This is a genomic window from uncultured Caulobacter sp. (genome assembly GCF_947036865.1).
Taxonomy (GTDB): Bacteria; Pseudomonadota; Alphaproteobacteria; order Caulobacterales; family Caulobacteraceae; genus Caulobacter.
Genome location: NZ_CAMQSF010000001.1, coordinates 41,529 through 60,640, shown reverse-complemented (window position 1 = coordinate 60,640; position 19,112 = coordinate 41,529). Strand labels below are relative to the sequence as shown.

The following is a 19,112-nucleotide window of genomic DNA, read 5'->3' as shown; positions in this document are numbered from 1 at the left end:
CGTTCGCTCGCCAGGCCGGGATTGGCAACCAAATCGCTAGTTCTCGACCACCGGAAGCTCGATGAAGCTTGCATCCGCCCCGGCGTGGAACACCCGCTGCGTCGCCTTCACGTAGTCGGCCGGCTTGGCGAAGAAGATGTTCGGCACGAAGGTCTGCGGGTTGCGGTCGTAGAGCGGGAACCAGCTGGACTGCACCTGGACCATGATCCGGTGGCCCGGCTGGAAGGTGTAGTTCGCGGTCGGCAGGATGAACTGGTACTTCAGCGGCGTGTTCGGCTTGATCGCCTTGGGATCGCTGAAGCTTTCCCGATAACGGCCCCGGAAGATGTCCATGCCCACGGCCAGCTCATAGCCGCCCAGCTCCGGCTGGCTGGGCACCTCGTCCGGATAGACGTCGATCAGCTTGACCACCCAGTCGCTGTCTGCGCCGCTGGTCGAGGCCACCAGATTGACCTTGGGCACGCCGGCGATCTTCAGCGGCGCCTTCAAGGGCTCGGAGGTGTAGGTCAGGACGTCGGGGCGGCCGTCGACGCCGCGCTGGTCGGTGACCAGCCACTGTGTCCAGCGGCTACGGTCGGCGAATTGCAGCGGGCGAGGGATGTACGGCACGGGCTTGGCCGGATCGGACACGTACTCGTCATAGGCGCCCGCGCCCTTGGCCGCCGCCGGCGCGGTGAACGACAGACCGCCATTGGCCGCCAGATAGAGGTTCTTGCTCTTGCCTTGCGGCCAGCTGGCGTAGCGGTTCCATTTGTTCTGGCCCGGATCATAGATCAGCACCGGCGGGGTGTCGGCCTTGGGACCGTCCTTCAGATACTGGTCGAAGAAGGGCTTGAGCACGTCGCGGCGGAACTGCAGGGCCGTGTCGCCGTCCCACTTGAACGGACCCAGGTTGAAGGCGTCGTAATTGACCTGGCTGTGGCGCCACGGGCCGAGGACCAGATAGTTCTTGTCGTTGGCCGTGTCCTTCGGCTCGACGGCGGCGTAGCTGTGCACCGCGCCCCACATGTCCTCCTGGTCCCACAGGCCCTGGATCCACATGGTCGGCACCTTCAGCGGCTGGGCGGCCATGGTCTTGTCGAGGGCCTGCTCGCTCCAGAACTTGTCATAGGCCGGGTGCTCGCTGACCTTCTTCCACCAGGGCAGGGCGTCGAGACCGTGGTTCTTGGCGTAGTCGCCGGCCGAGCCCTCGTTCAAGAAGTTGCTGTAGTCGTCATAGCCCTGGCGCTGAACGCTCTCGCCGGCGCCGCGCACCATGGTCTGGCCGGTGAAATAGTCGAAGTTCGGCTGGCGGAACGCCCCGTGGTGGAACCAGTCGTCGCCCATCCAGCCGTCGACCATCGGGCTCATCGGCGCGGCGACCTTCAGGGCCGGGTGCGGATTGACCAGCGCCATCACCACCGTGAAGCCCTCGTACGAGCTGCCCAGCATGCCGACCTTGCCGTTGGTCTCGGGCACGTTCTTCACCAGCCAGTCGATGGTGTCGTAGGCGTCAGTGGAGTGGTCGACCTCGGAGCTGTTCAGCGGACCCTTCAGCGGCCGGGTCATCACGTAGTCGCCCTCCGAGCCGTACTTGCCCCGGACGTCCTGGAACACGCGGATATAGCCGCCGTCGGCCACGAAGGGCTCGTCGCCCTGCGGCAGGGCCGCGACCATGCGCGGGCTGTCGGCGCGCGCGGCGCGCTTGGCGGCGTTGTAGGGCGTGCGGGTCAGCATGATGGGCAGGTTCTTGCCGCCCTTGGGGATCACGATGACGGTGTAGAGCTTCACGCCGTCGCGCATCGGGATCATCACGACCCGCTTCTCGTAGTCGTAATTGACCTTGGTCGCGACGTACTTGCCGTTGATGTCCGGCGTCATCGGATCGGTCTGGGCGTGGGCGGCCCCCGCGACAGCGCAGATGGCCGCGGCGGCCAGCAGACCGGCGCGCAAGGTGGAGACGAGACTCATGGTTGGCCCTCCTGGAGAGGCGGGCAGCTTAGGCCTCGGATTTTTCGGGTGCTACAGTGTAACAGCGGGCCTAGACACTTTTGCGCCGTCTAAGATGAGAACGGACAGGCTTGGACCCTTGAGGCTGGCGTAAGGGTGTGATCTATCGAAGTGACCGGAGGTTGTCTTGAGGTCATTCCGCGCTTTCTGTCTATTGCTGACGTTGAGTGGATTGTCCGGCTGCGACCGCGCATCTTCGCCCCTCAGCGTCAAGCAGGCCACCGCGCGAGAGACTTTCGATGGCCAAGTCTTCAGAGCGGATTATCGGCAAGCGTGGTGTAATCAAACGCCCGCTGACTGGCTCGAGCGGGAGCGACCTTCCTCAATAGCCAAGGTCGAGCCCTCGCGTTCTCCTGAAAGCGCTTTGGAGGATGAAGCGACCCGGACAGCGGCGTTGCGCGCTTTAGAGGCGCCGATCTTGGCCTCGACCGGCGGGCGCGTGCGACGTGACGGTGATGTCTTGGTCGCTTCGGGCGCTCGCTTTCGAGACAATTCGGAGGAGGGGGACTCGTCTGTCAGCTACACCTATGTCGGAAGACTTCCAGGAGCTCAATTCGACGTCCTCGCGGCGGCTCATTGGGAGTGGTCGACTTGGACGCTGGTCGATCGTCGCGGTGCCAATATATCGCTGAGCGGCCCGCCCGTGGCCTCGCCGAACGGTCGAGCATTCGCCGCGACGGGCGATGACTACACTGGCGAGGGCTTCATGGGGATCGAGATCGCGGACTATGCGAAGGGCGCCTTCCGAACGGTACAGTTCGAAGCGATGGTCCCATGCAACCCCCGCTGGATCGACAACGACACGTTAGAGGTAAAGGTCTTCCCCGGATGGGGCGCGTTTGAGCTGGATCCAGAGGGAGCAAAGCCTTCCGACTGGAAGATCGCTCGGGTCGTGCGTGACGGCCAAAGCTGGAAACTGCTACCGCCCGCCGCTTGAACCTCAGGCGCTCTGGAATACGCTGCGGAACAGCACCGCGCCGTCTTCCGAGCCGAGATCGGCGTCGAAAGCGCGGTCGGGGTGGGGCATCAGGCCCAGGACGTTGCCCTTGGCGTTGACGATGCCGGCGATGTCGCGGGCCGAGCCGTTGGGATTTTCCTTGTAGCGGAACACCACCTGGCCCTCGCCCTCGAGACGGTCGAGCGTCTCTTCATCGGCGAAGTAGTTGCCTTCGCCGTTGCCGACGGTCATCACCGCCTGGCGTTGCTCGCCATAGCCGGCCGTGAAGCGGGTCTGGCCGTTGACGATGTCGAGCTCGACCGGCTTGCAGACATACTTCAGGCCCGCGTTGCGCAGCAGGGCGCCGGGCAGCAGGCCAACCTCGGTCAGGACCTGGAAGCCGTTGCAGATGCCGACCACGGCGACGCCGTTGTTCGCGGCCGTGACGACTTCCTTCATCACCGGGCTCTGGGCCGCCATGGCGCCGCAGCGCAGATAGTCGCCGTAGGAGAAGCCGCCGGGCAGGACGATCAGGTCCAGATCGTCCGGCAGCGCCGTTTCCTGGTGCCAGACCATCTCGACGCGGGCGCCGGCCGAGCGCTCGATGGCGACCTTGCAGTCGCGGTCACAGTTGGAACCGGGGAATACGACGACGGCGGCTTTCATGGCGCGGGCTCTTAGCAGCGTTCGGACGGAATGTCAGGCCCGCGCGCCGCGAAACTCGGCCTCTAAAGCTCGATCATGTCGAAGTCCGACTTGGGCGTGCCGCACATCGGACAGATCCAACTGGCCGGGATGTCGGCCCAGCGCGTGCCGGGCGCCAGGCCCTCGCCCGGATCGCCTTGCTCTTCGTCATAGATGTAGCCGCAGGTTCGGCACTGCCAGACCTTGAAGGGTTCCGCGCTCATCGCCCCGCCTCAATGCATCTTGAAGCGGATCGGCACCGACTTCGGGCCGCAGACGAAGTTGGCGGTCATCCGCGTCGGCGTGCCGTCCAGCTCGACGCTGTCGAGGCGGGCGAAGAGTTCCTCCCACAGCACCCGCATCTCCATCCGCGCCAGGTGCTGGCCAAGGCAGATGTGAGCGCCATAGCCGAAGGCCACGTGCTTGTTGGGCGTCCGGTCGACCTTGAAGCTGAACGGGTCGTCGAACACCGCCTCGTCCCGGTTTCCCGAGGGGTAGGACAGCATCATCCAGTCACCCTTGGCGATCTTCTGGCCCGCCAGCTCGGCGTCTGCCGTGGCGGTGCGCATGAAGTGCTTCACCGGCGTGACCCAGCGGATCGACTCCTCGATCAGGCCGGGGATCAGCGACGGATCGGCCTTGACCCGCGCGAACTGCTCGGGGTTCTCGGCCAGGGCCCACAGCGCGCCGGCGGTGGTCGAGGAGGTGGTGTCGTGGCCGGCGGTGGCGGCGATGATGTAGTAGCTCATCGCCTCCAGGTGCCCCATCGGCTCGCCATTGATCTTGCCGTTGGCGATCAGGCTGGCCAGGTCGTCGCGCGGCCTGGCGCGGCGGTCCTCGGTGATGGCGTTGAAGTACATCATGAAGTCCATGACCACGGACTGGATGCTGTCGACGCCTTCATTGACGTCGGTGATCGACTTGCCCGACCGGTTCAGGTCGGGATCGGCGTTGCCGAACAGCTCCTGGGTCAGTTTCAGCATTCGGGGCTCGTCGCTCTCGGGGACGCCCAGCACCTCCATGATCACGTGCAGCGGATAGAGGAAGGCGACGTCCCGGGCGAAGTCGCAGCGGTCGCCGTGCTCGGCCATGCGGTCGACGAAGCCGCGCGCGATCTCGCGGATGCGGGCCTCCAGGGCCTTCAGGTTCTGCGGCAGCAGCGAGCCTTGCGTGATTTTGCGGTAGGCGAAGTGGTCGGGGTTATCCATCTGCACCAGGGAGCGGACGAGGTGTGGGGATCCGCCCATCATCTCGCGCACCTTCTTGTCGGCCTCGATGGTCGTGATGACCGTGGCGCGGTCGCCGTTGTGGAACAGCTCGTTCTGGCGCTCGACCTCCAGGATGTCGGCGTGACGCGTGACCACCCAGAACGGATCGAAACCGTCCGGCTGGGCCACCGCCAGCGGCGCTTCGCGGCGCAGCTGGGCGAAGGCCTGGTCGACGCGGTCGCCGTCGGCATAGGCGGTCGGGTCGACGATGGTGTTGGCGATTTCGGTCGAGATCGTCATGGCGCTTTCTGGCTCCTCCCGGGGATGGCTTCGCGGCCATCTCAATTATTTGCTTGTTGTCCAACAAATAACTAGGTTCGGCAAGATGACGTCCTCCCTTAAGGTCCGCGAGCGCCGCACCCAGTCCGACCGCCGGCGCCAATCCGAGGCCGAGCTGCTGCGCGCGGCCGCCGAGCTGATCGCCGAGCAGGGGGTGTCGGCGGCGACCTTCGAGAATATCGGGCTGAGGGCCGGCTACAGCCGAGGGCTCGCGACGCAGCGGTTCGGGTCGAAACAGGGGCTGATCGAGGCGTTGATCGCGCGGTTGCAGGCGCGGCTGGAAGCGCAGATGGATGACCGCCGACTGGACCAGATCAACGGCCTGGAGGCGGTGCTGGGATTCGTGGACGCGTTCCTGTCGACCCTGTCGGCCGACCGGGAGCTGCGCGCCTATTTCGTGATGATGGCCGGCGCGGTCGGCGACATGTCCGACCTGCGCGCGCCCTTCGCCGCGGCCCACAAGGCGGCGGAGGAGCGCCTTGAGGCGATGGTGCTACGCGGCCAGGCCGAGGGCGTCATCCGTGAGACTCTCGACGCCGACGCGGCCGCGCTGATGGTCGGTTCGTTGCTTCTGGGCGTTTCCACCCAACTGCTGATCGACCCGGCCATGGACCTGGAGCCTATCCGTCGCACCACGCTGGGGACGCTGCGCGCCAGCTTTGGCAAGGCCCCCTTGTTTCCGCTCTATCTGTGAGCGGGCGCGGGGGATCAGGCCACGTCGATCCGGTAGCTTTCGATGACCGTGTTGGCCAGCAGCTTCTCGCACATCGTCTTGACCTCGGCCTTGGCGGCCTCGGCGTCCGTGGCGTCCAGGTCGAACTCGATGACGCGGCCCACGCGGGCGTCCTTGACCGACGGCCAGCCCAGGCCGTGCAGGGCGTTCTCGACGGCCTTGCCCTGAACGTCGAGCACGCCGGGCTTCAGGAACACGTGGACGGTGGCTTTCATCGCTTCTGACCTATTCACGACCCTCTCCTGTCCGGAGAGGGAGGGGGCCCATGCGGAGCATGGGAGGGTGAGGGGTTACGGGGCCGGCCAGATGAGGTGAAAGCCCTCATCCTCCCCGCGCCGAGGCGCGCGGGCCCCTCCTTCTCCCTGGGGGAGACGGTTCTTCTAATGCACGCCGCCTTGGATGACGGTCGGCATTTCCTTCATGATGCCGAGGCGACGGGCGACCTCGGTATAGCTCTCGATCACGTTGCCCAGATCCCGGCGGAAGCGGTCCTTGTCCAGCTTCTCGTTGGTCGCGGCGTCCCAAAGGCGGCAGCTGTCCGGGCTGATCTCGTCGGCCAGGATGATCCGCGAGAAGTCGCCCTCGTAGATGCGGCCGAACTCGACCTTGAAGTCGACCAGGGTGATGCCGACGCCGCTGAACAGGCCCGACAGATAGTCGTTCACCCGCAGGGCCATGGCCATCATGTCGTCGATCTCCTGGGTGGCGGCCCAGTTGAAGGCGGTGATGTGCTCCTCGGAGACCATCGGGTCGCCCAGCTTGTCGTCCTTGTAGTAGAACTCGATGATCGAGCGGGGCAGGGGCTGTCCCTCGGTCAGGCCCAGGCGCGTGGCGATCGAGCCGGCGGCGATGTTGCGCACGACCACCTCGAGCGGAATGATCTCGACTTCCTTGATCAGTTGCTCGCGCAGGTTCAGGCGGCGGATGAAGTGGTTCTGCACGCCGATGCCGTTCAGCCGAGTCATGATGTACTCGCTGATGCGGTTGTTGATGACGCCCTTGCCTTCCAGAATCGCCTTCTTCTGGGCGTTGAAGGCCGTGGCGTCGTCCTTGAAGTACTGGATCAAGGTGCCCGGTTCAGGGCCTTCGTAGAGGATCTTGGCCTTGCCTTCGTAGATCTTCTTGCGACGGGTCGTCATGGCTCTCGTCGAGGCCCTTCATGCAATCGCGCGGCCGGCCCCTGGCGGGAAAACTTCCCGGAGAAACGAAAAGCGCGCGCGGCGGAGAGCTGCGCGCGGCGTTCGACTCAAGGCCGCTCACTAGAAAATGTCTGGCGGAACCTACCTGAATCAACGCGGCGGCGCAAACGCGGCTCGGGTTTCGATCCCTCGGCGAACACGGAAACGTCGCCCGCGACCCATCCGCCGATTGCGGCGCGGAGCGCCACGGGATATGCAGCCGACGTACGAGCATGAGAGCGGAAAGCGGACGCCGGCTTCGGCGGTCATCATGTTCTAAATGTTTAGAATTCGAGCCTGTCCCGACCAGACGCCGCTCTGGCCGGGCCGGGCTCTCGGCGACTTTGGGGCCTTCATGACCACCTTCGACGAACGCGAACAGGGTTTCGAACGCAAGTTCGCGCACGACCAGGAAATCGAATTCAAGGCGACCGCGCGCCGTAACCGCCTGCTGGGCGAATGGGCCGCGGGCCTGATGGGCCTGGCCACCGCCGAGGAATATGCCCGCGCGGTGGTGAAGTCCGACTTCGAGCAGCCGGGCGACGAAGACGTCCTGCGCAAGGTGTTCGAGGACCTGAAGGGCTCGGGCGTTTCGGTCTCCGAAGGCGAGGTCCGGATGAAGATGGACGAGCTGCTGGCCATGGCGCGCGAGCAGATCAAGGCCGGCGAGTAACGCTTCGGGCCTCCTCGAAAAGAACAAGGGCCGCTCGAACGAGCGGCCCTTTCCTTTTGATCGCTACCAGATCCGCGAGCGCTTTTCCGGCGGCAGGTAGAACTTGTCGCCCGGCTTGACCCCGAACGCCGCGTACCAGGCGTCGACATTGCGCGTCGGGCCGATCACGCGGGCGCTGTCGGGCGAGTGGGGATCGGACGCCATCTGCTGGCGGATCGAGTCGTCCCGCGACTTGCCCTGCCAGGCCTGGGCGAAGGCCAGGAAGAAGCGCTGGTCGCCGGTCATGCCGCCGATCACCGGCGCGGGCTTGCCCTTCAGCGAGGCGTGATAGGCGTCGTAGGCGACTTGCAGGCCCGCCAGGTCGGCGATGTTCTCGCCCATGGTCAGGGCGGCGTTGATCTTCATCCCGGGCACGGGCTCGTACGTGGCGTATTGAGCGCCCAGCACGGCGGCCTGCGACTCGAAGCGCTTGGCGTCCTCGGCGGTCCACCAGTCGCGCAGCTTGCCGGTGTCGTCGATCTTGCGGCCCTGGTCGTCGAAGCCGTGGCTGATCTCGTGGCCGATCACCGCGCCGATCGCGCCGTAGTTCACCGCCGGGTCCGCCGCCGGATCGAAATAGGGCGCCTGCAGAATGCCGGCCGGGAAGACGATCTTGTTCTCAAGCCCGCCATTGTAGGCGTTCACGGTCTGCGGGGTCATGTCCCACTTGCCGTGGTCGACCGGCCGGCCGAGGTCCTTGAGCCTATAGGCCCATTCGAACGCGCCGCTGCGGCTGACATTGCCGTAGAGATCGCCCGCGTCGATCTTCAGTCCCGAATAGTCGCGCCACTTGTCCGGATAGCCGACCATGACCTGCATCTTCGAGAGCTTGGTCAGGGCCGCCTGCTTGGTGGCCGGCGCCATCCAAGGCGCCTTCTGGATGCGGGCGGCCATGGCGATCTTCAGATTGCCGATCAGCTCGACCATCTGGGCCTTGGACGACGGTGGGAAGTATTTGGCCACATAGGCCTGACCGACCATCTCGCCCAGGCTGCCGTCGACCAGCGCCACGCCGCGCTTCCAGCGCGGACGCAGCTGGGTCTGGCCGCTGAGCACCTTGGTGAGCTCGAAACGGCTGTCGACGAAGCGCTTGGAGAGGTAGGGCGACATCTCCTGGACGCCCTGCACGACGCGCCAGGCCTTCAGGGTCTCCAGCGGCGTGGCGTCGAACAGCTTGGCCAGATCGCGCACGGCGGTCTTCTCGCCCAGGGCCAGTTTCGTCAGGCCCGGCATGCCGGCGGCGGCGAGATAGTCCGTCCACGGAATTTCAGGCGCGTGGGCCTTGAGCTCGTCGACGGTCATCGGGTTATAGGTCTTGTCGACGTCGCGGCGATCGGCGACCGGCCAGCTGACCTTGGCGATCGCGGTCTCGAAGGCGATGACGTCGGCGGCGGCCTTCGCCGGGTCGGCGTATCCGGCCATTCTCAGCGCGCGCTCGGCGAAGGCGCGATAGGCCTCCAGCTGCGGCTTGAAGCCATCGGTCAGATAGTAGTCGCGATCCGGCAGGCCCAGGCCCGACTGGCCGACATAGAGGATGTTGGTCTCTGGATTCTTGGCGTCGGGATAGATGTCCAGCGAGAAGAGGTCGGGGCCGAAGCCGCCGTGCGCCTTGCCCATGGCCTTGGCCATTTCGGCCTTCGACGACACCGCCTGCACGGCTGCGAGGTCGACCTTCAGCGGCGCGTCGTCGACCTGCTCGACCTTGGCCTCGTCGGCGAAGCTCTTGTAGAGGCCGCCGATCGGAGTCGAGGCGTCGGCGGTCTCGATCAGCGTCCTGAGCTGGTCCTGCGAGCGGTTGTAGACGTCGTAGCCCATGCCGGCGGAGCTCTGGTCGGCGGGGATGGTCGTCTTCTTTTCCCAAGCCCCGTTGGCGTATTTGTTGAAGTCGTCGCCGGGCTTGACGGTCAGGTCGCGGGCCGTCAGGTCGACGCCCCACGCGCCGTACATCGGCTTGTCGGCGGCCAGAGCCCCGCCGGAGATCGCGGCCGCCGAAACGGCGGCCAGCAGGAAGATGCGCATGTGTTTCAGGATCCCAATGCCCCTCGGAAGCGGGGATGCTGCCTCATGCGCGGCCCGGACGCAGATAAATTTGCTGTAATGTTGGCGGCGCGTGGAAGCTAGGCGTCAAGCGCCTCTGATCGTCAGCGCCTCGCGCAGGACGCTCCACGCCAGCGCCTTCTGCTCGAAGGTCCTCGCCGCGTGGGCCGGGCTGGAGGAGGGCAGGGCCAGGGTCGGGACGCGGCCGCCGATCAGCCGGCCGCCCAGCTTGGCCGCCGTCCCGCCGTTGAAGGCCACCAGGCGCAGCGCCGGCAGGGTCTCGATCAAGGCCAGCAGATCATTGGCGGCCGGGTCGCGGATGGCCGCGTCCAGGCTTCCCGGGCGCTCGGCCTCGGCGATGACGTCCCACAGGCCGACCTGGCGGGCCAGCAGGGTCGTGAGGCGATCCTCGTAGGCCAGCGGGACGAGCGCCGTTTCAAGCACGGTCTCCATCAACCGCCAGAACGCGTTGCGAGGGTGGCCGTAGTACTGGGCGGCGGCCAGCGAGGCCTCTCCCGGCAGGCTGCCCAGGATCAGGACGCGGGTGTCCGCGTCGACGACCGGGGGAAAGCCCGCCTTGCGCACGGGCGGGGCCTTACGCCTGCTCGCCGAACACCCGCTTGAAGATCACGTCGACGTTCTTGGTATGATAGCCAAGGTCGAACAGGCTCTCGAGCGCCTCGTCCGACAGCGCCTTGGACACCACCGGATCGGCCTTCAGGAAGTCCAGGAACCGGCCTTCGCCGCGCCAGACCTTCATCGCGTTGCCTTGCACCGCCGCATAGGCGTCCTCGCGCGACACGCCTTCCTGGGTCAGGGCCAGCATGACGCGCTGCGAGAAGACGAGCCCGCCCAGCTTGTCCAGGTTCTTGGCCATGTTGTCGGGATAGATGTTGAAGCGCTCGATGACGCCGGCCAGGCGGCGCAGGGCGAAGTCGAGGTGGATGGTGGCGTCGGGGCCGATGCCGCGCTCGACCGAAGAGTGGCTGATGTCGCGCTCGTGCCAGAGGGCGACGTTCTCCATGGCCGGCACCACGGCCGAGCGGACGAGGCGGGCCAAGCCCGTCAGGTTCTCGGTCAGGATCGGGTTGCGCTTGTGCGGCATGGCCGACGAACCCTTCTGACCCGGATCGAAGGGCTCTTCGGCTTCCAGCACCTCGGTGCGCTGCAGGTGACGAATCTCGGTGGCCAGGCGCTCGACGGACGAGGCGACGACGCCCAGGGCCGCGAAATAGGCCGCGTGGCGGTCGCGCGGGATGACCTGGGTCGAGACCGGCTCGACGGCCAGGCCCATCTTGTCGGCGACGTGCTGTTCGACGCGCGGGTCGACATTGGCGAAGGTGCCGACGGCGCCCGAGATCGCGCAGGTGGCGATCTCGAACTTGGCCATCGCCAGGCGCTCCTTGGCGCGCTGGAACTCGGCGTAGTAGCCGGCCAGCTTCAGGCCGAAGGTGATCGGTTCGGCGTGGATGCCGTGGCTGCGGCCGACGCAGACGGTCATCTTATGCTCGAGGGCCCGGCGCTTCAGGGCGGCCAGGACCAGGTCGACGTCCTCCAGCAGCAGATCGGTGGCGCGCGACAGCTGCACGGCGAAGCAGGTGTCCAGCACGTCGCTGCTGGTCATGCCCTGGTGCAGGAAGCGGGCCTCGGGACCGACGATCTCGGCCACGTGGGTCAGGAAGGCGATGACGTCGTGCTTGGTGACGCGTTCGATCTCGTCGATGCGGTCGCTGTCCCAGACGGCGTCGCGGCCCTTTTCCCAGATCGTCTCCGCGGCGAGCTTGGGGATGACGCCCAGTTCGGCCATGGCGTCGGCGGCGTGGGCCTCGATCTCGAACCAGATCTTGTACTTGGTCTGGCTGGACCAGATGGCGGCGGCTTCGGGGCGGGCGTAGCGGCTGATCATGGGCGGGCGTTTCGGCCCGCCCGCCCCGGGAGTCAAGGGAAGAGGCTTATTACTTGCCGGCCGCCCGCGCCTCGAAATGCTTGACCATGCCGATGGCCGCCAGGGCGTAGTGCAGCCCGGCCCAGGCGTAGAAGCACAGCGAGACGATGATGCCTTGCTGGCTGGAGACGGCCAGGGTCGTTCGGCAGTGAGCCGCGAGTTCCGCCGGCGAGCCCTTCGGCGCGATCCCGCCCGGGCAGGCCGCCGCGAAGCTCTGGCCGCTCTGCGGACCAAACGAGCCCAGCACGCTGGAGATGACGCCGCCACTGGCCGGGTTGTTGAAGTGGAACTGCGCCAGGTGGTCGATCAGCCAGCCGGTGAAGACCGGCCCGCCGCCCAGGGCGATCAGGTTCAGGAAGAAGAACAGCAGCGCCGTCGCGGTGGCGCGGCGGCGCGGCTCGACCGAGTTCTGGACCACGCCGAAGGTCGGGGCGAGATAGACATAGTGGAAGATGCCCGGGACCAGCAGGATCGCCGCCGTGGCCTTCCAGTCGGTCTGCAGATAGGCCGCGATATAGATCGGCGTGGCGATCAGGAGGCCGATGGCCGGGGTCAGGGCGTACCACTTGGCGCTGCGCTTGCCGGCCCAGTCGCTGAGGAAGCCGCCTACGAGGGTGCCAACACCCGCCGAGAAGCCGCCGATCAGGCCGGTGATCAGGCCGACTTGCGCCAGGCCCAGGCCGAAGGCGCGGACGAAGTAGGACGGCACGAACGCTCCCGAGCCATAGGAGCCGAACGAGGCGATGGTCACCCCCAGCACCATGTTCAGCACCGGCCACTTCAGGAACAGCACCTTGAAGACCGCGCCCAGCTCTCGCAGTTCGGTCATCAGCGAGAAGGGCGGCTTGGCCGGCTCGACCACGACGTCCTCGGCCTCCAGCGGCCGCTCGGCGATCTCGGAATGGCCGCGCGGCGGCTCCTTGACGACCAGCTTGACGATGAGGGCCAGCAGGATGCCCGGCAGGCCGACGATCACGAAGGCGATGCGCCAGCTGAATTCCTGGGCCAGCCAGCCGCCCGCCACGGCGCCGAACATCGTGCCGAGCGGAATGCCGAACGAATAGATCGACAGCGCGGTCGCGCGCTTTTTCGGCTCGTAATAGTCGCTGATCAGCGAGTGGCTGGGCGGCGAGCAGCCGGCCTCGCCGACGCCGACGCCGAAGCGGAACAGGGCCAGTTGCCCGAAATTGACGGCCGCGCCGCACAGGGCGGTGAAGCCCGACCAGATCACCAGCGACAGCGAGATGATGGTCACGCGGTTGAACCGCTCTGCCAGCCGCGCGATCGGGATGCCCAGCACGGTGTAGAGCAGCGCGAAATAGAGCCCGCCCAGCAAACCCAGCTGGGTGTCGGTCAGTTTAAGGTCGACCTTGATGGCCTGGCCGATGGTGGCGATGATCGTGCGGTCGATGAAATTGAAGGTGTAGGTCGCCAGCAGCAGGCCGAGCACCGCGGCCTTGTAACCATTTGAATAAAGCGGCCGTTCGCCGCCGGACGCACGCGCGTCGGCCATCCTGACTCTCTCCCTTCAAACATTTGTTCTAGTCTTTTGAGGGACTGTAGACGTAGCGGAAGGCCGAGCGCCAGAGGCTAAATCGTCCCGCCGGTTTCGTGGGTGCGGCTGACGCGCTAAAGCCCTTGGCGAACGGGACTGGTCGAGGAGAGCGCCATGGAAATCGTGATCGGCACCAAGCGCTGGTCCAGCTGGTCGATGCGGCCCTGGCTGGCGCTGAAGCGGGCCGGCGCGCCGTTCTCGGAGATCGAGATCGCGCTGCGCCAGGGCGAGCTGACGGCGGCGGCGATCGCCCAGCACTCGCCCAGCGGACAGGTGCCGGTGCTGAAGGACGGCGACCTGGTGATCTGGGACTCGCTGGCGATCTGCGAATATCTGGCCGAGACGTTTCCGGAAGCCAGGCTATGGCCGGAGGACCCCGGTTTGCGCGCCCTGGGACGCGCGGCCGCGGCCGAAATGCACGGCGGCTTCCAGGCGCTGCGCGGCGAGTGCCCGATGGCGCTGGACGTTCGTGAAGTCGCGGACCTTTCCGACGCCACGCGCAAGAATGTCCGCCGGATCGTCGCGCTGTGGTCGGGCCTCTTGGCGCGGTCCAGCGGCCCCTTCCTGCTGGGCGAGTGGTCGATCGCCGACGCCTTCTACACGCCGGTGGCCACGCGCTTCCGCGGCTATGGCGTCGATCTGGCGGCGCATGGCGACACCGGCGCGGCGGCGGCCTATGCCCAGCGTCTGCTGGAGACGCCGGAGTATCTGGCCTGGGAGCGCGAGGCTCTGGCCTGAGACGCGAAGCTTGGCAACGGCGCCACTTTCGGCTGAATGTGCGGCGACTGGAAACGACTCGGGGGCGAGGCGATGTCGAGCAAGGCGGGTAAGGCGGGGTTCTGGCGCCGGCTGGGCGGATTCCTGATCGACGGGATCCTGCTGGGGCTCGTCGGTTTCGCCTTGGGAACGGCGTTGTTCGACACCCTGGCGCGTTTGCCTGGGCCCACGCGGCTGATCGGCCTCGCCGTGGGCGTCGCCTATTACGGCCTGCTCGCCAGCGGCCTCGGCGGCGGGCGCACCCTCGGCATGCGCGTGGTCGGCGCCAAGGTCGTCGGCCTTGACGGACGCCCTCTGGCTTTGGGGGCCTCGCTATGGCGGGCGCTTTGGCTGCAGGGTCCGCTGATCGTCAACGGCATGATGCTGACGGGGCTCGAGCCGATCTTGATGCAGGTCTGGATCGTGGTCGCCGCCGCCCTGGTCTTCGGCGTGGGCGTGGCCAATCTGATCCTCATCTTCGGCAACGGCCACACGGGCCGACTTGTCCACGATCTCCTCTCGGGCGCCGTGGTCGTGCGAACCGAAAACGACGCGCCGCCGACCGGCGAGAAGCGCGGCGCGGTGGTCTTCGCCGCCCTGGCCGGGGTCCTGGTCACGGCCTTGGCCTTCGGACTGTCCCAAAAGGCGATGGACAAGGCCTTGCCGTTCGCGGCGCTCTTGCGGATTCAGACGGCCGTCGCCGCGCTGCCCGGCGTCCTGGAGACGAGCGTCGTGGAAAACACGATGTTCTCGTTCCTGGGCGGCGAGAAGAGGCAGAGCTTGATCGTCAACGCTCGCGTGGCGACATGGCCCAGCGACCCGCAGGCCCTGGCGGACCGGATCGGCGTCGCCGTTCGCCGCTCATACGCCTTGAAGCCCGGCGAGACGATCAAGGTCGTGCTGCGTCGCGGCTACGACATCGGCATCGCCCAGGGCTGGACCGCGCGAAGCTACGAACCGCGTTTCAGCGCCTCTTGAACCAGGGCGTGGATGTCGATGCCGTAGATCGTCAGGCCCTCGATATTGGCGTCGTCGATCGAGACGTTCGACAGGTTCACGTCCGTCAGGCGCGCGCCGCTCAGATTGACGTTGTTGAAGCGGGCCTTGCCGAGGTTGACGTCGTCGAACACCGCCTCGGCGAGGCGGCAGGTCTCGAAGCGCGCGCCGCTCAGGTCGCGTCGCTTCAGGCACGGCGCCGAGGGCGGCCGCTGGCTCTGGGCGACATCGATGCGGTTGCCGTCGGGATCGGCGAACACGAAGGCCCGCTGGCCATAGTCCTTGTCGGCCAAGGCCTTGATGATCGGCGCCCCCGCCGCGACCACCCGGTCGTGCAGGGCGTCCACGTCGCTCACCAGCAGGTGGGCGATGTTCGCGTTCGACGGCTGGTGATCCGCGACGAAACTCAGGTGCAGTTCGGCGTCGTCCTTCTCCAGGATCATGAACCCGACCGGGTCGCCGTTCTCGAAGGTTTTCTCGAACCCCAGCACGTCGCTGTAGAACGCGAAGCTGGCCTGGATGTCGCGCGTGAACGCCGAGGCCGCCAGGCGGCCGAACCTGAGAGTCGAGATCGACGGGGGCATCGCGCGCTTTCTCCGTGGCGGGGCGGCGAAACCCTGCCACAGAGACGCTTGAGGGCCTAGAGACCCGTGGGCTGGCCGTTGGCGGCGGGCGGCGCCTTGCAGCGGCCGGCGCGAGCCTGCACCACGTAGAGCAGGGCGCGCCCCTGGGCGAAGGCGCTGTGTTCGGCCAGCGGATTGGTCGGCTGTCCGGTGGTCAGGCTGAGCGCCTGCTCGCCGCCGCTCGCGGTCTGGGCCAGGGCGGTCTGGTTCCACTTGCCCAGGGCGGGCGCGCAGGCGGCGACCACCGCGTCGGCCACCGCCTCGGCGCTGTCGCGCGAGCCCGCGAGGCTGTAGGCCCAGCGGCGCGCGCATTCGTCCACCGGCGTGGCGGGGTCCGCCGCGGCGGTGACGCCGGGGCCGGTCTTGAAGTCGGCGCAGATCCTGGGGTTGGCCATCGCGTCGTGGCGCTCCTCGCAGGCGGCGAGACCGAGGGCGGCGAGGGCCACGGCGGCCATCACGGGCTTACGGATCATCTTCGGGCGTTCCGGCTGTTAGCGAGGGCAGATGTCGACGTTGCGGCGCACCAGCTGGCCGCGTTCGTCGTAGAACGAGATCGTCGCCGCGCGGCAGCCGCCGCTGGGGTTGGAGACGGGCTGGGCCGCGGGCGCGAAGCCGTCGGCTGCGATGCGGTTGCCTCTCTGGTCGTAATAGACCTGGCGCGCGGGCTCGGGCGCCGGGCGCCGGGCCGGGGCGCGGGAGCCGCCTTCGTAATAGACCGTGCGCGTGGTGTGGCAGCCGCTCTTGCCGATCTCGCGGCCGATCAGGGCGCCGCCCAGACCGCCGACCAGCAAGCCGCCGCCGCCCTTGGAGATGGCGTTGCCGACCAGGGCGCCGCCCAGGCCGCCGATCACGGTCCCCGTGGCCTTGCGGCTGTGACACGAGGCGGCGTCGGCGCGGGTGGGAGTGATGGCGGTCGGCAGGGCGATGGCGCCGATGGCCAGACTGACGATGACGAGACGGGTCATGGATGGATCCTCGCCGGTTTGAAGTCCCTCGGCGTCACAACGCGCGTTCCAGGCGGAAGGATGCGAACGTGTCGGCTGGGCGACTTTGGCGCGCCGGGCGGGCGCGACGTCGAGGCGTTCACGATTAATGGGGATTCACCACGCCTCGCGACCGCGCCTTAACCATCCGGCCCCCATGCTCTGGCCAAATGGGATCGGAGGGGCGGATGGCCCAGCACGTGGAAACCCTGGTGATCGGCGCCGGCCCGGCCGGCCTGACGACCGCCTATACCCTGGCCAAGGCCGGCCGCGCGGTCACCGTGCTGGAGATGGATCCCGTCTATGTCGGCGGCATCAGCCGCACCGTGGACTACAAGGGCTTCAAGTTCGACATCGGCGGCCACCGCTTCTTCTCGAAGAGCAAGGAGATCGTCGACCTCTGGAACGAGATCCTGCCCGACGACTTCATCGACCGTCCGCGCCTGTCGCGCATCTATTACCGCGAGAAGTTCTACGCCTATCCGCTGAAGGCCTTCGAGGCCCTGGCCAATCTGGGCGTCTGGACCGCCACCAAGTGCATGGCCTCGTTCGGCTGGGCCAAGCTGAACCCGATCGAGAACCCGACGACCTTCCACCAGTGGGTCCGCAACCAGTTCGGCGAGAAGCTGTTCTCGATCTTCTTCAAGACCTACACCGAGAAGGTGTGGGGCATGAGCTGCGACGAGATCTCGGCCGACTGGGCCAGCCAGCGCATCAAGGGCCTGGACCTGGGCGCGGCGATCATCGACGGCGTCAAGCGCTCGCTGGGCGTGAGGGCCAAGGGCGGGGAGGGCGCGCCCAAGACCCTGATCGAGAGCTTCCGCTATCCGCGCAAGGGCCCCGGCATGATGTGGGAGGCCTGCGCCGACAAGATCATGGCCCTAGGCGGCGACGTGCGGCTGGGCCGCAAGGTCGACGGGCTGCACTACGACAAGCTGGCCAAGATCTGGACGGTCTCGGTGACCGGCGCCGACGGCAAGGCCGAGATCTACACCGCCGACCACGTGGTCTCGTCCGCGCCGATCCGCGAGCTGATGCAGGCGATCAGCCCGACGCCGATGAGCGTCTTCCACGCGGGCGAGCTGATGTACCGCGACTTCCTGACGGTGGTGCTGATCGGCAAGCCGCAGAAGGAGCTGCCGGACAACTGGATCTATATCCACGACCCGTCGGTGAAGGTCGGCCGCGTGCAGAACTTCCGCTCGTGGTCGCCGGAGATGATCCCCGACGGCGTCTCCACCTGCCTGGGCCTCGAATATTTCTGCTTCGAGGGCGACGGCCTGTGGACCAGCACCGACGAGGACCTGATCGCCCAGGCCAAGCGCGAGATCGGCAAGATCGGCCTGATGGCGCCCGGCGACGTCTACGACGCCTGCGTGGTGCGCCAGCACAAGGCCTATCCGGTCTATGACGACGCCTATGCCGAGCACGTCAAGATGATCCGGCTGGACCTGAAGATGCACTTCCCGGGCCTGCACCTGGTCGGGCGCAACGGCATGCACAAGTACAACAATCAGGACCACGCTATGATGACCGGCCTGCTGACGGCCGAGAACATCATCGCCGGCGAGATCGTCCACGACGTGTGGGAGGTCAACGAGGACGCCGAATACGGCGAGGCCGGCGTCTCGGGCGCCCGCGAGGCGCTGCGCAGCCAGCGCCTGGTCCCGACCAAGGCCGCCGCCTGATCATGGACCGCTTCGCGCGACTCTGGCGGCGACTGCCCGAGGGGCTGCGCGAATTGGTCCTCTACGGCCTGGCCAGCGGCCTGGCGCTGGGCGTCGATTGGGGGCTGCTGCTGCTCCTGACGCGCCTGGGCGTCAACTATCTGGTCGCCTCGGGAACGGGCTTCGCCAGCGGCATCGCGGTGACCTATGTGCTGTCGGTGTCGGTGGTGTTCCGCCATCGCCGGGTCGCCGACCGGCGGCGCGAGTTCGTCGGCTTTCTGGGCGTGGGCCTGGCGGGTCTGCTGCTCACTCAAGGGCTGATGGCCTTCTGGGTCGAGGCGCTGCGCCTGACGCCGGGCCTGGCCAAGATTCCGACGGCCGGGATCGTCTTCGTGTTCAATTTCGCGGTCCGCCGGGCGCTGCTGTTCCGCGCGCCGCGCGCCGCCGCCGCCCGGCCGTGAGCCGGCGCGACCGCATCCTCGGCGGCCTGGCCGCCTTCGGCCTCTTCCTGCTCAGCCGTCCCTATCAGGGCGTGCGTCACGACGGCCGCCTCTATGTCGCCGACGCCCTGGCCAAGCTGGACCCCGGCGGGGTCGGCCGCGACTTGATGTTCGCCCACGACGGTCAGTTCGGGTTCAGTCTCTACACGCCGATCCTGGCGCGGCTGATCGGCCTGCTGGGACTCTCCGACGGGACCATGGCGATCGTCGGACTGACGCTGGTTCTGTAGTTCGCGGCGGCGGCCTGGCTGATCGAGCGCCTGCTGGCTG

The 19,112-nt window shown here is 67.1% G+C and carries 21 protein-coding genes; 8 read left to right on the top strand and 13 right to left on the bottom strand.

The features are described from left to right. Positions 1-36: 36 nt before the first annotated feature. On the bottom strand, positions 37-1,950 hold the full coding sequence (locus Q0V34_RS00250; protein ID WP_297506309.1) for a CocE/NonD family hydrolase: 1,914 nt from the start codon (positions 1,948-1,950) through the stop codon (positions 37-39). Positions 1,951-2,116: 166 nt separating this feature from the next. Here Q0V34_RS00250 and Q0V34_RS00245 point away from each other — a divergent pair, with 166 nt between their 5' ends. Next, positions 2,117-2,926 (top strand): hypothetical protein, encoded by an 810-nt coding sequence (locus Q0V34_RS00245; RefSeq protein ID WP_297506307.1) that lies wholly within the window; start codon positions 2,117-2,119, stop codon positions 2,924-2,926. Positions 2,927-2,929: 3 nt separating this feature from the next. Here Q0V34_RS00245 and purQ read toward each other — a convergent pair whose 3' ends face one another. From purQ to Q0V34_RS00230, 3 genes are all read right to left on the bottom strand, one after another. After that, positions 2,930-3,592, bottom strand: a complete 663-nt coding sequence (gene purQ, locus Q0V34_RS00240) for a phosphoribosylformylglycinamidine synthase subunit PurQ (RefSeq protein WP_297506305.1) — start codon at positions 3,590-3,592, stop codon at positions 2,930-2,932. A 62-nt stretch (positions 3,593-3,654) separates the two neighbouring features. Further along, entirely contained in the window at positions 3,655-3,834 is a 180-nt protein-coding gene (locus Q0V34_RS00235; protein WP_297506303.1) for a rubredoxin, read from the bottom strand. A 9-nt stretch (positions 3,835-3,843) separates the two neighbouring features. Next, the gene (locus Q0V34_RS00230; protein WP_297506301.1) at positions 3,844-5,118 is read right to left on the bottom strand and encodes a cytochrome P450; all 1,275 of its coding nucleotides are present in this window, start codon (positions 5,116-5,118) and stop codon (positions 3,844-3,846) included. Between the two features lie 85 nt (positions 5,119-5,203). Between Q0V34_RS00230 and Q0V34_RS00225 the strand changes: the two genes are divergently transcribed. After that, a complete protein-coding gene (locus tag Q0V34_RS00225; RefSeq protein WP_297506964.1) occupies positions 5,204-5,851 on the top strand; it encodes a TetR/AcrR family transcriptional regulator in 648 nt (215 codons plus the stop codon). A gap of 14 nt (positions 5,852-5,865) precedes the next feature. On the opposite strand, the gene purS is transcribed toward Q0V34_RS00225, so the two are convergent. Next, the gene (gene purS / locus Q0V34_RS00220) at positions 5,866-6,105 is read right to left on the bottom strand and encodes a phosphoribosylformylglycinamidine synthase subunit PurS (RefSeq protein WP_010920350.1); all 240 of its coding nucleotides are present in this window, start codon (positions 6,103-6,105) and stop codon (positions 5,866-5,868) included. Between the two features lie 165 nt (positions 6,106-6,270). Then, positions 6,271-7,029 (bottom strand): phosphoribosylaminoimidazolesuccinocarboxamide synthase, encoded by a 759-nt coding sequence (gene purC, locus Q0V34_RS00215; RefSeq protein ID WP_297506294.1) that lies wholly within the window; start codon positions 7,027-7,029, stop codon positions 6,271-6,273. A gap of 394 nt (positions 7,030-7,423) precedes the next feature. Here purC and Q0V34_RS00210 point away from each other — a divergent pair, with 394 nt between their 5' ends. Then, complete coding sequence (locus Q0V34_RS00210) at positions 7,424-7,741, top strand: DUF1476 domain-containing protein (RefSeq protein WP_297506292.1); 318 nt, start codon at positions 7,424-7,426, stop codon at positions 7,739-7,741. Between the two features lie 63 nt (positions 7,742-7,804). Here Q0V34_RS00210 and Q0V34_RS00205 read toward each other — a convergent pair whose 3' ends face one another. The 4 genes from Q0V34_RS00205 to Q0V34_RS00190 all read right to left on the bottom strand — a co-directional run bounded on the left by Q0V34_RS00205 (position 7,805) and on the right by Q0V34_RS00190 (position 13,275). Beyond that, complete coding sequence (locus Q0V34_RS00205; protein WP_297506290.1) at positions 7,805-9,799, bottom strand: M13 family metallopeptidase; 1,995 nt, start codon at positions 9,797-9,799, stop codon at positions 7,805-7,807. Positions 9,800-9,904: 105 nt separating this feature from the next. Further along, the gene (locus tag Q0V34_RS00200; RefSeq protein ID WP_297506288.1) at positions 9,905-10,402 is read right to left on the bottom strand and encodes a DNA-deoxyinosine glycosylase; all 498 of its coding nucleotides are present in this window, start codon (positions 10,400-10,402) and stop codon (positions 9,905-9,907) included. 10 nt (positions 10,403-10,412) lie between these two features. Continuing rightward, complete coding sequence (purB, locus tag Q0V34_RS00195; RefSeq protein WP_297506286.1) at positions 10,413-11,723, bottom strand: adenylosuccinate lyase; 1,311 nt, start codon at positions 11,721-11,723, stop codon at positions 10,413-10,415. 49 nt (positions 11,724-11,772) lie between these two features. Further along, on the bottom strand, positions 11,773-13,275 hold the full coding sequence (locus Q0V34_RS00190; RefSeq protein ID WP_297506284.1) for an MFS transporter: 1,503 nt from the start codon (positions 13,273-13,275) through the stop codon (positions 11,773-11,775). A gap of 156 nt (positions 13,276-13,431) precedes the next feature. Here Q0V34_RS00190 and Q0V34_RS00185 point away from each other — a divergent pair, with 156 nt between their 5' ends. Both Q0V34_RS00185 and Q0V34_RS00180 read left to right on the top strand, forming a co-directional pair. Then, complete coding sequence (locus tag Q0V34_RS00185) at positions 13,432-14,055, top strand: glutathione S-transferase family protein (RefSeq protein ID WP_297506282.1); 624 nt, start codon at positions 13,432-13,434, stop codon at positions 14,053-14,055. A gap of 72 nt (positions 14,056-14,127) precedes the next feature. Beyond that, the gene (locus tag Q0V34_RS00180) at positions 14,128-15,051 is read left to right on the top strand and encodes an RDD family protein (RefSeq protein ID WP_297506280.1); all 924 of its coding nucleotides are present in this window, start codon (positions 14,128-14,130) and stop codon (positions 15,049-15,051) included. Here Q0V34_RS00180 and Q0V34_RS00175 read toward each other — a convergent pair. From Q0V34_RS00175 to Q0V34_RS00165, 3 genes are read right to left on the bottom strand one after another with little or no spacing between them, the layout of a single operon-like run. Continuing rightward, positions 15,024-15,653: a VOC family protein gene (locus Q0V34_RS00175; RefSeq protein ID WP_297506278.1), complete on the bottom strand. Its 630-nt coding sequence runs from the start codon at positions 15,651-15,653 to the stop codon at positions 15,024-15,026. The two genes, Q0V34_RS00180 and Q0V34_RS00175, sit on opposite strands and share 28 nt — an antisense overlap. A 56-nt stretch (positions 15,654-15,709) precedes the next feature. Next, positions 15,710-16,165, bottom strand: coding sequence for a hypothetical protein (locus Q0V34_RS00170; RefSeq protein WP_297506276.1), 456 nt, complete (start codon positions 16,163-16,165; stop codon positions 15,710-15,712). Positions 16,166-16,183: 18 nt separating this feature from the next. Continuing rightward, complete coding sequence (locus Q0V34_RS00165; RefSeq protein ID WP_297506274.1) at positions 16,184-16,657, bottom strand: hypothetical protein; 474 nt, start codon at positions 16,655-16,657, stop codon at positions 16,184-16,186. A 206-nt stretch (positions 16,658-16,863) separates the two neighbouring features. Here Q0V34_RS00165 and Q0V34_RS00160 point away from each other — a divergent pair, with 206 nt between their 5' ends. The 3 genes from Q0V34_RS00160 to Q0V34_RS00150 are packed head-to-tail and all read left to right on the top strand — an operon-like array spanning position 16,864 to position 19,072. After that, positions 16,864-18,363: an NAD(P)/FAD-dependent oxidoreductase gene (locus Q0V34_RS00160; RefSeq protein ID WP_297506272.1), complete on the top strand. Its 1,500-nt coding sequence runs from the start codon at positions 16,864-16,866 to the stop codon at positions 18,361-18,363. Between the two features lie 2 nt (positions 18,364-18,365). After that, complete coding sequence (locus Q0V34_RS00155; RefSeq protein WP_297506270.1) at positions 18,366-18,803, top strand: GtrA family protein; 438 nt, start codon at positions 18,366-18,368, stop codon at positions 18,801-18,803. Then, complete coding sequence (locus Q0V34_RS00150; protein WP_297506268.1) at positions 18,800-19,072, top strand: hypothetical protein; 273 nt, start codon at positions 18,800-18,802, stop codon at positions 19,070-19,072. Before Q0V34_RS00155 ends, Q0V34_RS00150 begins: the two co-directional genes overlap by 4 nt. Positions 19,073-19,112 lie beyond the last annotated feature (40 nt).